Genomic DNA, 13,125 nt, shown 5'->3' on the forward strand with positions numbered 1-13,125 from the left:
TCCAATTTGCATCTTGCGTTATTACGCCTTTTCCATAGTACATTTAAGCGGATGTTCATTGCTTGTTGCGTAACTCAACACCTGATCAACCTTAGTTTCTGCCACTTCAGCAGTAAAGGTACCACAACGCCCTTTCCCTTTATAATGAATAGCTAGCATGATTTCTGTCGCTTGTTCTGAATTCATGTTAAAAAATTTACACAATACGTCAATGACAAAATCCATTGGCGTGTAGTCGTCGTTTAGTAGCACTACATTATACATAGGGGGTTTCTGAAATTTTTCAATAACCTCATCGTCAAGAACGCTTTGATCATCTATCAACTCTTTCCATTTGCTCATAATTCTATATTAGTCTGTCAGTTAAATTTTTGCTTTAAGATTTGAAAAAATAATAAGTAAAAAAACGCAATATCATACTTGACTATTTCTAATTATTATCTACGATTTATCTTGGTGGTTGTTTTTTATCCACTTAACATGAATATATAATGCTTTAAGGAAAGCATACCTAATTACCGATGATTTTAGAAGGATGTTGAAGTATGGCTCACGGTACAGTTAAATGGTTTAATAATGCAAAAGGGTTTGGTTTTATACGTCCAGAGGATGGTGGTGAAGATATTTTTGCTCATTATTCAACGATTCAAATGGAAGGATACCGTACATTAAAAGCGGGTCAGGATGTAAATTACGAATTAAACGCAGGACCAAAAGGTCATCATGCGGCAAGTATTACACCATCAGAATTAGAATCAGATAATTAATATAAAAAATATGATTCAATGAAAAATAAAAAACACAGCACTTTGGCTGTGTTTTTTTATGGTTACTATTTAATAACTACATTTTCACCACTACATATGATCAATGATGCAATCACCAAACTCAGAACAAGTCACTAAAGTAGCATCGTCCATTAATCGTTCAAAATCATAAGTTACTGTTTTTGCATTAATGGCACCTGACATACCTTTTAAAAGCAAATTCGCCGCTTCAATCCACCCCATGTGACGCAACATCATTTCCGCTGATAAAATAACTGAGCCTGGGTTAACCTTATTCAAGCCTGCATATTTAGGCGCTGTGCCATGCGTAGCTTCAAAAATAGCTATATCATCATTTAAGTTGGCTCCCGGTGCTATACCAATACCACCCACTTGTGCCGCTAAAGCATCTGATAAATAATCCCCATTTAAATTTAGTGTCGCAATAACACTGTACTCTGCTGGACGTAGCAATATTTGTTGTAACATCGCATCGGCAATAACGTCTTTAATAATGATTTCTTTACCTGTTTTAGGGTTAGTTAAGCTACACCAGGGCCCGCCATTAAGTAAATCAGCGCCAAACTCTTCTCTTGCTAATTCATAGCCCCAGTCTTTAAATGCTCCTTCAGTAAATTTCATGATGTTACCTTTATGAACTAAAGTAACCGACTCTCTGTCGTTGTCAATGGCATACTGAATAGCTTGTCGTACAAGTCGTTGAGTACCTTCTTTAGATACAGGCTTGATGCCGATACCACAATTTTCCTGAAAGCGAATTTTAGTAACCCCCATTTCTTGGGTTAAAAAGTTGATCATTTTTTTCGCTTGCTCAGTGCCGGCTTGATATTCTATACCAGCATAAATATCTTCTGAGTTTTCACGAAAAATAACCATATCTACTTCACTGGGTTTTTTAACCGGACTTGGTACACCCGTAAACCATTGCACAGGCCGTTGACATACATACAAATCAAGTATTTGTCTTAACGCGACATTCAAAGAGCGCATACCTCCACCCACAGGTGTCGTTAATGGGCCTTTAATTCCCACTTTAAACTCTTTAAACATAGCTAAGGTTTCGTCAGGCAACCAAGTTTCTGAATCATATATTTGTGTCGCTTTTTCACCAGCATAAACTTCCATCCAATGAATTTTTTTATCTCCGCCATAAGCCTTCTGGACAGCGGCATCGACAACTTTCATCATAGGCGGCGTTACATCAACACCAATGCCATCACCCTCAATGAAAGGAATAATGGGGTTGTTAGGTACCTTTAATATACCTTGTTCTGAAGTTATTTTAGTGCCAGCACTAGGAATATTTACATGGTTCGACATATGAACTCTCCCAAATTTACTAATGAAAATAGCCGTTTGCTAGTTCCTTTACCCTTAAACTAATAGAAAAAGAGCAATGAAACTAATACTTAAATCATGATAGTCAACATCATTACTATGAATAATTAAAACGCTTGTTTAAATTAATTGCAAATTTTTTAACGGAAATAACGTAATCAATTAAGATTTTCATTCTATCTGCTTGATTTCAGTTTGGGTTTACCACCTTTATAACCAGTTGATTCATTGTGATATTGACTAAGTAATTCACGATACCTTTTTGCATAATAAGTTAACAAAAACATCATGAGGAAATGTCGGCGCTTAGCAAGGTATATTTACAAAATAGCCGCAGCTATTGGCTATATAAAAGCCCTAGTAAAGGTTTAAATAGGATAATTAAGTAATGTCGTTTAACCAGCGCTCGAGTTATTTATCTAGGTAGGGAATTTAGAACTAAAAAAAAGCTAGGCATGTGCCTAGCTTTGTATAGTAGCTTGGTCTAAACGCTTAAAGTAAGCTTGATAAAATTGTATTCAATGTCGCACTTGGACGCATAGCTTTTTCTGCTAACTCAACATCTGCAAAATAGTAGCCATTGATATCCATGCTAGGCCCTTGGGCTGAATTTAGTTCTTCAACAATTTTTGCTTCTTGTTTGGTTAACGCTTGTGCCACAGCGACAAAACTTGATTTTAAACTTTCATCTTGAGTTTGCTCTGCAAGTGCTTGTGCCCAATACATAGCTAAATAAAAGTGTGAACCACGGTTGTCTAGCTCACCAACTCGACGTGATGGTGATTTATTTTCTTGTAAGAATTTAGCTGTTGCTTGGTCAAGTGTATCAGCTAAAACTTGAGCTTTGCTATTTCCGGTAGTAACACTTAAATGTTCTAACGAAGCCGCTAACGCAAGGAATTCACCTAAAGAGTCCCAACGTAAGTGGTTTTCTTTTTCAAATTGTTGAACATGTTTAGGTGCTGAACCACCAGCACCAGTTTCAAATAAACCGCCGCCATTCATTAGTGGTACAATTGATAGCATTTTTGCACTGGTACCAAGCTCTAAAATTGGGAATAAATCAGTTAAGTAATCACGTAAAACATTACCTGTAACTGAAATAGTATCTTCCCCTTTAGCAACACGCGCTAAGGTAAACTCACAGGCTTTAACCGGTGCCATAATTTGAATATCTAAACCTGTAGTATCATGATCAGCAAGATATGTATTAACTTTCTTAATCATTTGCGCATCATGACCACGGTTTTCATCTAACCAAAATACGGCTGGTGTATTACTGGCTTTTGCACGTGTTACAGCTAGTTTTACCCAATCTTGAATTGGCGCGTCTTTAGCTTGACACATTCTCCAAATATCACCTTCAGCAACTGTGTGCTCTATCAGTGTTTCACCTTTATCGTTAACAACACGTACAACACCTGCACCTGACATAGTAAATGTTTTATCATGCGAGCCGTATTCTTCAGCTTTTTGTGCCATTAAACCAACATTAGGTACAGTACCCATAGTGGTTGGGTTAAACGCACCATTTTCACGACAGAAATCTACAACGGCAGAAAATACACCCGCGTAATTACGATCAGGGATCATAAACTTAGTTTCTTTTTGGCTGCCATCTGGTCCCCACATCATACCAGACGCACGAAGCGCGGCAGGCATTGAGGCATCAATAATCACATCACTTGGGACATGTAAATTGGTAATACCTTTGTCAGAATCTACCATTGCTAACTCAGGGCGAGTTGCATATACCGCTTGAATATCAGCTTCAATTTCAGCTTTTTTCTCTGCTGATAAGCGTCCAATTTTAGCGTAAACATCACCAATACCATTATCAGCATCAACACCAAGTTGTTCAAAAGTTGCACCATGCTTAGCAAAAACATCTTTATAAAATACTTTAACAGCATGTCCGAACATGATCGGATCAGATACTTTCATCATAGTTGCTTTAAGGTGCAACGATAACAAAACATCTTCTGATTTAGCCTTTTCTGTTTCCGCAGTAAAGAAGTCAACCAAAGCGGCTTTACTCATCACTGAGGCATCAATAATTTCTTGATCTAAAAGTGCTAAATGCTCTTTTAATAACGTCACATCGCCATTCTCAGCAACATATTCAATTTTAACGTTAGTCGCGCCATTAATGGTGACTGATTTTTCACTGCCGTAAAAATCACCTGATTGCATATGTGCGACATGAGATTTTGTTGTTGGTGACCATGCTCCCATTGAATGTGGGTTGTTGCGAGCATATTGCTTAACAGAACCAGGTGCACGGCGATCAGAGTTACCTTCACGTAATACTGGGTTTACCGCTGAGCCTAATACTTTGGCGTAAGTCAATTTAATTGACTCTTCTGCTTCATTTTGTGGCTCTTCTGGGTAATTGGGTAGATTATAACCTTTTGCTTGTAACTCTTTAATTACTGCTTGTAACTGCGGGATAGATGCAGAAATATTAGGTAACTTAATGATGTTTGCTTCAGGTGTTTTAGCCAATTCGCCTAACTCAGCTAAAGCGTCGTCCATTCTTTGCTCTGCAGTCAGATATTTCGGGAAATTAGCGATGATTCGACCAGCCAAAGAAATATCACGTGTTTCAACGTCGATAGCAGAAGATGCTGTGAACGCTTTAACAATAGGTAAAAAAGAATGCGTAGCTAAAGCTGGCGCTTCATCGGTAATAGTATAAATAATTTTTGATGTATCTGTGGTCATTTAAAATCCTTTGCTGATTTGCCATTAATCGATAAAATGAATAATCATTCATTATATCAATTACACTAATGTATTACTCATTTAGCAAAATTATAAGCGTTAAAATTTAGATAATGATGAGAAACCTTACCCTCAACTCAAAACTAAAACGCCATATACACTTCGTAATCTTGATACATTCAGTTATTTTTAAAAAACAAATAACTTCATTTAATGCATGAACATTGCCACTATTTACCGTGTAATGTTCATGCGCTATTCAAGCGCTAAATTGTACAATTAATCAATTGATTTGATATAGTGTAAATAACTATTCATTTTATCGATAAAAAAATTTTTCGCGCGCATAGTATCGGAATTCAAAGCGTATTAAAATAGGTGAATTAACGCTAGCTCATTTTCCACAAGGCAAAAATTAGTGACAATTAAGCAAAATCAATCATTTGCAGGCAAAAACAGACGGAAACCCACAAAGGTACGACCAGTTGATTTTAAGGCAGAGATAGTACTTTTTAATAAACCTTTTGATGTTTTAAGCCAATTTACTGATGATCAAAACCGACAAACCCTAAAAGATTTCATCAATATAAAGGATGTATATGCTGCTGGGCGCTTAGACCGAGATAGTGAAGGCTTATTACTATTAACGAATGACGGTAAACTACAACATAAACTGGCTAATCCGAGTCAAAAAACCGATAAAACCTATTGGGCGCAAGTTGAAGGGGCCGTCACTGAAGTAGCCATTAATGCACTTTGCCAAGGCGTGCAATTAAAAGACGGCATGACAAAACCCGCTAAAGTGCGAGTTATTGACGAACCCAACATATGGCCACGTACGCCCCCTATTCGTGAACGTGCTGCTATTCCAACAACATGGTTAGAAATAACGATTCAAGAAGGTAGAAACCGGCAAGTAAGACGTATGACAGCACATGTCGGCTTTCCAACCCTTCGGCTAATACGTTATCGCATAGGCAAATGGACTATTGATGGTATCAACAATGGTGATTACAAGCGATTAAGTCATGCCTGATATTCAATTAAAACATAGTGTTAAAAGCCAAATAAGCAATGAAAATTCTGCCAAGTCGCACGGTAGTGAGCAATTTAAGCCAAACACTACCGTTGCAGCTGTGGTCTGTTATCAAAACAAGTTTTTATTAGTCGAAGAATTGGAGCATGGTGCTACTGTTTATAACCAACCCGCGGGGCATTTAGAAAGTGCTGAGAACTTAGTCCATGCGATGGAACGAGAATTAAAAGAAGAGACTGGACTGTCCTTAACACCGGCATATCTCTGCGGAATTTACTATTATCATCGCTGCTCAATTAACCTCTATTATTTACGGTTTTGCTTTGTTATTGAACTTGATGACTTGTTATCGACACAACCCGAAGATGAAGAAATTATCGCTTGTCACTGGTTCACCTTAGCTGAAATCAAAGCAAAGTCAGCACAGTTACGTAGTCCATTAGTATTAGAATGTATTGAAGACTACCTCAGCGGAAAAAAAATTCCGTTAACTCACCTAAAATCTAATCTTTAATCTATCATCACGCTAAATGACCATGCTATAATTTCGCGCCTTTTTCCATTGAAATGTAGTTGTAATGACCTCGAACGAACATGTAAATTTAAACTCAATAGCGCCAAGCGAAAAATTACCACAAGATACAAAAGTGATTGTAGGTATGTCGGGTGGTGTTGATTCTTCTGTTTCTGCTTATCTTTTACAAGAGCAAGGCTATCAAGTCGAAGGCTTGTTCATGAAAAACTGGGAAGAAGATGATAACGACGAGTATTGTGCTGCCGCTGAAGACTTAGCAGATGCACAAAATGTTTGTGAAAAGTTAGGCATTAAACTCCACACCATAAACTTTGCCACTGAATACTGGGATAATGTATTTGAATACTTCCTCGCCGAGTACAAAGCAGGTAGAACACCTAATCCTGATATTATGTGTAACAAGGAAATTAAATTTAAAGCTTTTCTCGAGTTTGCTTGCGAAGATTTAGGTGCTGATTACATAGCAACTGGCCACTATGTACAGCGCAAATTTGACGATGGTAAATGGCAAATGCACCGAGGGCTCGACAGTAATAAAGATCAAAGTTACTTTCTCTACACCCTAAGTCATGAACAAGTGGGTAAAACACTTTTTCCTGTCGGAAATATTGAAAAACCTGAAGTCAGAGCTATTGCTGAAAAAGCTGACCTAGTCACTCATAACAAAAAAGACAGTACCGGCATTTGTTTTATCGGTGAACGTAAATTTAAAGATTTTCTCGGCAAATATTTACCGGCACAACCCGGTGTTATTGAAACCCCAGAAGGTGAAGCCATTGGTGAACATGATGGTTTGATGTACCACACTTTAGGACAACGTAAAGGGTTACGTATTGGCGGTCTTGCTAATGCAGGTGAGGCGCCATGGTATGTCGTAGATAAAGATCTCAAGCGTAACGTATTAATTGTTGGTCAGGGCCATAATCACCCTCGCTTATTTTCTAAAGGCTTAGTGGCCAATCAATTACATTTAGTTGATCGTATTGAACTCACAGCACCAATAGCTTGTACGGTAAAAACCCGTTATCGACAAGAAGATGTTGCTTGTAATTTATCGCCGATGGCAAACGGAGAATATTTAGTGATGTTCACTGAGCCGCAAAGTTCGGTTACACCCGGACAGTCTGTGGTATTTTATCAAGATAATGTTTGCCTAGGTGGCGGTATTATCAACTCCTTGATTCGCTAACATAAGGCAAACATGAATAATTTAGAAAAACAAACTATTACCATGGCTGCAGTTTGCCAAGCTTCAGCTTTAGTGCAACAAGTTGCTCGAACGGGCTCAATAGATGAATCTGATCTTGGCGTTATGCTCAATAGTATTATGGTGACTTCTCCAGAGAGTATATTAGATGTTTACAGTCACGAACTGGTACATTTAAAATTAGGCCTAAACACATTAATTGAGCAGTTAGGCAATCAAACCAAAGAAAAAGATCCTGAGTTAACCCGTTATGTGGTTAGTTTATTAGGACTTGAACGCCGTTTAGCAAGCAAAAAAAATCAATTATCACTGCTAGGTGAGCGCATTGAACAAAGCCAACGCCAGCTTGCCCATTACGATATTACCAGCGACACCCTTATTGCTAGCTTAGCGAGTATTTACAGTGACTTACTCAGCCCTATTGGCACACCAATTCAAGTTGCCGGTGAGCCAGCTTTACTTAAACAACAAAGTAATCAACACAAAATTCGTGCTTTATTATTAGCCGGAATTCGCTCAAGCGTACTTTGGCGACAAGTTGGCGGTAAACGCAGAAATATTTTATTTGGCCGCGCAAAGATTGTCGCGTGTGCTCAACAATTACTTAAAGAAATTTAAATCTAACTTCAGGAAATTACTATGGAACTTTCAGCATTAACTGCAATATCGCCAGTTGACGGTCGTTATGGCAGTAAAGTTAAATCATTGCGCCCTATTTTCAGCGAATTTGGCTTAATCAAATACCGTGTAACAGTTGAAGTACGTTGGTTACAAAAATTAGCCGCAACTGCCGAAATTAACGAAGTTCCAGCATTTTCTACGCAAGCTAATGCGTTATTAGATGCTATAGTTGCTGATTTTTCAGAAGCTGATGCACAAGCAATCAAAGATATTGAAGCTACAACTAACCATGATGTCAAAGCAGTAGAGTATTTTCTAAAAGAAAAAATTGCTGATAATGCTGAGTTAAATGCGATTACAGAATTCATACATTTTGCATGTACCTCTGAAGATATTAACAATCTTTCACATGGCTTAATGTTATCTGATTGTCGTGAACATGTGTTAATGCCAATGATTGATGACATTCTTAACGATATCAAAGCTCTGGCAGTAGAATATAAAGATATTCCTATGATGTGTCGTACCCATGGTCAACCAGCTTCTCCAAGTACGCTTGGTAAAGAAATGGCTAATGTTTATATTCGTTTACGACGTCAACGTCAGCAAATTGCCCAAGTAGAAATCTTAGGTAAAATCAATGGCGCTGTTGGCAACTATAACGCACATTTATCGGCATATCCTGAAGTAGAATGGCAAAACTTTGCTCATGAGTTTGTTAACTCATTAGGTCTAAGTTTCAACGCCTTTACCACGCAAATTGAACCACATGATTATATAGCTGAACTATTTGATGCGATTGCTCGCTTCAACACTATTTTAATCGATTTTGACCGTGATGTTTGGGGCTACATTGCCCTAGGTCACTTCAAGCAAAAAACCATTGCTGGTGAAATTGGCTCTTCTACTATGCCACATAAAGTTAACCCAATTGATTTTGAGAACTCTGAAGGTAACTTAGGTATTGCTAATGCCCTATTCACTCATTTAGCACAAAAGTTACCTATTTCTCGCTGGCAACGTGATTTAACAGATTCTACTGTTTTACGTAATTTAGGTGTTGGCTTTGCTCATGCCTTGATCGCATACCAAGCAACACGTAAAGGGATCAGTAAGTTAGAAGTAAACGAAGCGAATCTAGCTGCTGAACTTGATGCTAACTGGGAAGTGCTTGCTGAGCCGATCCAAACAGTCATGCGTCGTTACGGCATTGAAAAACCATACGAGAAATTAAAAGAATTAACCCGTGGCAAGCGTGTAAATGGCGATTCAATGCGTGAGTTCATTATGACTTTAGCATTACCTGAAGCGGCAAAAGCACAACTTTGTGAAATGACACCTGCTTCTTATATCGGCCGTGCCGTTTCATTTATTAATGAACTAGACTAGTTATTGACTAGCAATTCAGTTTTATAATGATTAAAAAGGGATCCGTAATGGCTCCCTTTTTACTTTCTGTATTCGCAGTAAGATGAAGTAAGTACCAATCACTCGTCATATCAACTATATAGAAAATGACGACATCATAAGGTAATAAAATGACTATAGCAGCACTAAATTGGGGTGAATTAAGCCCTGAAAAATTTCTTGCAGAATATTGGCAAAAAAAACCACTGTTAATTAAGCAAGCTTTTAAAAACTTCAAAGATACTATTCCCGCTGATGAACTCGCTGGTTTGGCAATGGAAGCCGAAATAGAGTCGCGTATTGTTAGCGTGGATAACAAGGGAAATTGGCAAGTAGATCATGGCCCTTTTGAAGACTTTTCTCAATATGGTGAGGAAAATTGGACATTACTGGTACAAGCAGTGAATAATTGGTCACGTCCAACCAATAGTTTATTACAGCCGTTTGCTTTTATACCTAGATGGCGAATTGATGATGTCATGGTAAGCTTTTCAACACCTAACGGTGGTGTTGGCGCACATTTAGACCAATACGATGTTTTTATTATTCAAGGCAGTGGAAAAAGAAGATGGCAAGTTGGTGCTCCTAATAAAGCTTTATCAACATTGCTCCCCCACCCTGATCTAAAGCAAGTATCCGCATTTGAACCCTTGATTGATGAAATAACTGAAGCAGGTGATTTACTGTATATTCCGCCAAATCACCCTCACAATGGCGTATCAATTGAGAACTCAGTTAATTTTTCTATTGGATTTCAAGCGCCTTCAAGTCAAGAGCTATGGTCAAGCTTTGCTGATAAATTAATTGATAATAACTTAGGTGAGCTGCGCTTTAGTGATACGGCACGCAAAGTAACGGATTCGAGTACTTTGATCAGTAAAGCTGATCAACAGCAATTGAAAGCTTTTATGCTAGAGCAGTTAGAGGATACTGCATTATTTGAGCAATTTATTGGTCAATACTTAACGCAAAGTCATCATGCATTAGAATTGCTCATGCCGGTCAATGAGATAGATGCCGACAAACTTGCTGATATTTTATCTGAACCCGAAATACTATTTATGCCAGTATCGGGCTTAAAAGCAGCCATTACTTCTGAAGCAGAAATAACCTTATTTCTCAATGGCGATAGTTTTCCAATTGATAAACAAAGCTTACCATTAGCTGAATTATTAGCCGAACAATCGCCTTTAACGACAAACCAAGTAAAAAGCTTTAATAGTTGTTTGAAAAACACCCAATTGTTAACTAGTGTTTTAAATAAGGGTTATTGGTATATAGAATAAAATAAATGTCATACACAGTTAGTCGCGTTAAATGGGAGCAGGCAGCTCCCCTATTAAAAAATGTTAGAGAACAAGTTTTTGTTTGCGAGTGGCGTATTCCAAAACATATTGAATTTGATCGTAAAGACCGCTTTGCTTGTCATGTTTTAGCTTGCCATGATAAAACGCAAGAGCCGATAGGTACAGGGCGTATTCTCTCAAGTGGGGAGATTAGCCGTATCGCGGTATTGAAGTACTGCCGTAAAGATCGGGTCGATAAAGCTATTTTACGAACATTATTTAACATTGCACGAGAAATGGACTTAAAAGAAATCTTTATTTATAGCCCTTTGGACGCGACTGATTATTTTAAAAAAATGAACTTTAATAGCTCAGGCTCGGTATTTATGGAAGCGGGCATGCCAAAACAGAAAATGACCTGCCCATTAAGCGAAGTCAGTGTGGCTAAGTATTACTTAAGCCACTAATACCTAATCTTATGGTAAATTTTTTTATTTTTCTGCTTGCCAAAGTTCGTCTTTATCATAAAGCTGATAAAGCCCATCTGCTCGCGTGATCAAAAACTCAGCAAATTGCTTTTGTTCTTGGTCATCTAAGCGCAAAAGGTTTTCTGCCTGTAGTTGCCATTTAAAAGAGAAATGTCTAACAACATCACGTGCTGATTCACCTTTGTCTAAAACAATATGATCTGTCGGTAAATCTCCCGATACCACCCATACTTTAGTTTTATCCAATAGATTAATTTTCCATAACGCCATAACTGGTACTAAATAGCGACTTTCCGTCTCTGCAACGCTCTCGGTGACTAAACCTTTCTCAGCAAGGTATTTAGTTGCTTTGAGGTATTGTTCGCGTATCCATGCTTGTTTTTGTTCTTCAGTCATTTCTAGTTTATCAGTCATATTTATGGTCTTTTTGTTAATGATTGTAATGGGATGTTAACAATGGAAAGTTTGTATGAATTAATTCACAGCAAAATTCAAATTTATTTATAGCTTCACTAGCGAAGCCCTTACCTAAATGGTATTGTGCGCAGCGAATTATTACAACCTTAGTTCAAGAAAAATTTATCATTGAGCTATTTCTAAAATCATTGGAGATTACGATAGTGTCCGTTTTCGATTTAGTAGATTTTGACAACCACGAGCAAGTTGTTTATTGCAGTGACGAAGCTTCAGGGCTAAAAGCCATCATTGCAGTACATAGTACGGCATTAGGTCCAGCAGCTGGCGGTTGTCGCTTTTGGGATTATGTAAGTGATGAAGCAGCTTTAAAAGATGTTTTACGTTTATCAAAAGGCATGACTTACAAAAATGCCATGGCTGGTTTAAAGCTAGGTGGCGGTAAAGGCGTAATTATTGGCGATCCTAAAAAGCTAAAATCAGAAGCGTTATTTAAAGCTTTTGGTCAGGCTGTTAATAATTTAAATGGTCGTTATTACACTGCGGAAGATGTCAATATCACCACCGGCGATATGGCTATTGTTAACCAAAACACGGCTTTTGTATCTGGACTTGAAGGCAAAAGTGGTAATCCTGGCCCCTTTACTGCGTTAGGTACATTTTTAGGCATAAAAGCTGCCGTCAAATTTAAGCTAAAAAAAGACGACTTATCAGGCATTAAGGTTGCTGTGCAGGGTCTAGGTAGTGTTGGTTACGCTTTATGTGAAAAATTACATGCTGCTGGTGCTGAATTGATCGTAACTGATATCAATCAAGCTACGCTAGATAAAGCTGCAACAGAATTTGGCGCAACGGTTGTTGGTCTAGACGAAATTTATAGTCAAGATGTTGATGTATTTTCACCATGCGCTCTCGGTGCTGCCATTAATGATGAAACAATTTCTCAATTAAAAGCAAGCATCGTAGCTGGTTGTGCTAATAATCAATTAGCTGAATCGCGCCATGATCAACTATTGTTAGAAAAAGGCATTTTATATGCGCCTGATTACGTAATCAACGCTGGCGGTATTATCAATGTTGCTTTAGAAATTTACCCTGAACCTTATTGTGCTGAAAGTGCAACAAAGCTAGTCGAGAATATTTACAACACTTTAATGACTGTTTTTGAAACAGCGGCAGCTAACAATATGCCAACAGGCATTATTGCTGATGAAATGGCACGTAGCATTATTGCTAGAGGTGCTTAAGCCGAGGCTTAACCTGGCATTATCTAAATATCAT

General features: G+C 37.9%; 13 protein-coding genes. 9 read left to right on the plus strand and 4 right to left on the minus strand.

What is annotated here, in order from left to right; translation table 11 throughout:
- Positions 1 to 21: 21 nt before the first annotated feature.
- Complete coding sequence (gene clpS / locus B0169_RS10790; protein WP_077285984.1) at positions 22 to 342, minus strand: ATP-dependent Clp protease adapter ClpS; 321 nt, start codon at positions 340 to 342, stop codon at positions 22 to 24.
- 203 nt (positions 343 to 545) lie between these two features.
- Here clpS and cspD point away from each other — a divergent pair, with 203 nt between their 5' ends.
- Positions 546 to 767: a cold shock domain-containing protein CspD gene (gene cspD, locus B0169_RS10795; RefSeq protein ID WP_077285985.1), complete on the plus strand. Its 222-nt coding sequence runs from the start codon at positions 546 to 548 to the stop codon at positions 765 to 767.
- A gap of 90 nt (positions 768 to 857) precedes the next feature.
- On the opposite strand, the gene icd is transcribed toward cspD, so the two are convergent.
- Together icd and B0169_RS10805 are read right to left on the minus strand one after the other, a co-directional pair.
- Complete coding sequence (gene icd / locus B0169_RS10800; RefSeq protein WP_077285986.1) at positions 858 to 2,108, minus strand: NADP-dependent isocitrate dehydrogenase; 1,251 nt, start codon at positions 2,106 to 2,108, stop codon at positions 858 to 860.
- Between the two features lie 510 nt (positions 2,109 to 2,618).
- Positions 2,619 to 4,850, minus strand: a complete 2,232-nt coding sequence (locus tag B0169_RS10805; protein ID WP_077285987.1) for an NADP-dependent isocitrate dehydrogenase — start codon at positions 4,848 to 4,850, stop codon at positions 2,619 to 2,621.
- A 418-nt stretch (positions 4,851 to 5,268) separates the two neighbouring features.
- On the opposite strand from B0169_RS10805, the gene B0169_RS10810 reads away from it, so the two are divergent.
- The 7 genes from B0169_RS10810 (at position 5,269) to B0169_RS10840 (ending at position 11,409) form a co-directional block, all read left to right on the plus strand.
- Positions 5,269 to 5,886 (plus strand): pseudouridine synthase, encoded by a 618-nt coding sequence (locus tag B0169_RS10810; protein WP_412842129.1) that lies wholly within the window; start codon positions 5,269 to 5,271, stop codon positions 5,884 to 5,886.
- Complete coding sequence (locus tag B0169_RS10815; protein ID WP_077285988.1) at positions 5,879 to 6,400, plus strand: NUDIX hydrolase; 522 nt, start codon at positions 5,879 to 5,881, stop codon at positions 6,398 to 6,400. Before B0169_RS10810 ends, B0169_RS10815 begins: the two co-directional genes overlap by 8 nt.
- Positions 6,401 to 6,464: 64 nt before the next feature.
- Positions 6,465 to 7,610, plus strand: coding sequence for a tRNA 2-thiouridine(34) synthase MnmA (mnmA, locus tag B0169_RS10820; RefSeq protein WP_077285989.1), 1,146 nt, complete (start codon positions 6,465 to 6,467; stop codon positions 7,608 to 7,610).
- A 12-nt stretch (positions 7,611 to 7,622) separates the two neighbouring features.
- Complete coding sequence (gene hflD / locus B0169_RS10825; protein WP_077285990.1) at positions 7,623 to 8,246, plus strand: high frequency lysogenization protein HflD; 624 nt, start codon at positions 7,623 to 7,625, stop codon at positions 8,244 to 8,246.
- Positions 8,247 to 8,267: 21 nt separating this feature from the next.
- Positions 8,268 to 9,638, plus strand: coding sequence for an adenylosuccinate lyase (purB, locus tag B0169_RS10830; RefSeq protein WP_077285991.1), 1,371 nt, complete (start codon positions 8,268 to 8,270; stop codon positions 9,636 to 9,638).
- 149 nt (positions 9,639 to 9,787) lie between these two features.
- Positions 9,788 to 10,942 (plus strand): cupin domain-containing protein, encoded by a 1,155-nt coding sequence (locus tag B0169_RS10835; RefSeq protein WP_077285992.1) that lies wholly within the window; start codon positions 9,788 to 9,790, stop codon positions 10,940 to 10,942.
- 5 nt (positions 10,943 to 10,947) lie between these two features.
- On the plus strand, positions 10,948 to 11,409 hold the full coding sequence (locus tag B0169_RS10840) for a GNAT family N-acetyltransferase (RefSeq protein WP_077285993.1): 462 nt from the start codon (positions 10,948 to 10,950) through the stop codon (positions 11,407 to 11,409).
- 24 nt (positions 11,410 to 11,433) lie between these two features.
- On the opposite strand, the gene B0169_RS10845 is transcribed toward B0169_RS10840, so the two are convergent.
- Positions 11,434 to 11,844, minus strand: coding sequence for a DUF4826 family protein (locus B0169_RS10845; RefSeq protein ID WP_164474803.1), 411 nt, complete (start codon positions 11,842 to 11,844; stop codon positions 11,434 to 11,436).
- A gap of 206 nt (positions 11,845 to 12,050) precedes the next feature.
- Between B0169_RS10845 and B0169_RS10850 the strand changes: the two genes are divergently transcribed.
- The gene (locus tag B0169_RS10850; protein WP_077285994.1) at positions 12,051 to 13,091 is read left to right on the plus strand and encodes a Leu/Phe/Val dehydrogenase; all 1,041 of its coding nucleotides are present in this window, start codon (positions 12,051 to 12,053) and stop codon (positions 13,089 to 13,091) included.
- Positions 13,092 to 13,125 lie beyond the last annotated feature (34 nt).

This window comes from Cognaticolwellia aestuarii (genome assembly GCF_002000025.1).
Taxonomy (GTDB): domain Bacteria; phylum Pseudomonadota; class Gammaproteobacteria; order Enterobacterales; family Alteromonadaceae; genus Cognaticolwellia; species Cognaticolwellia aestuarii.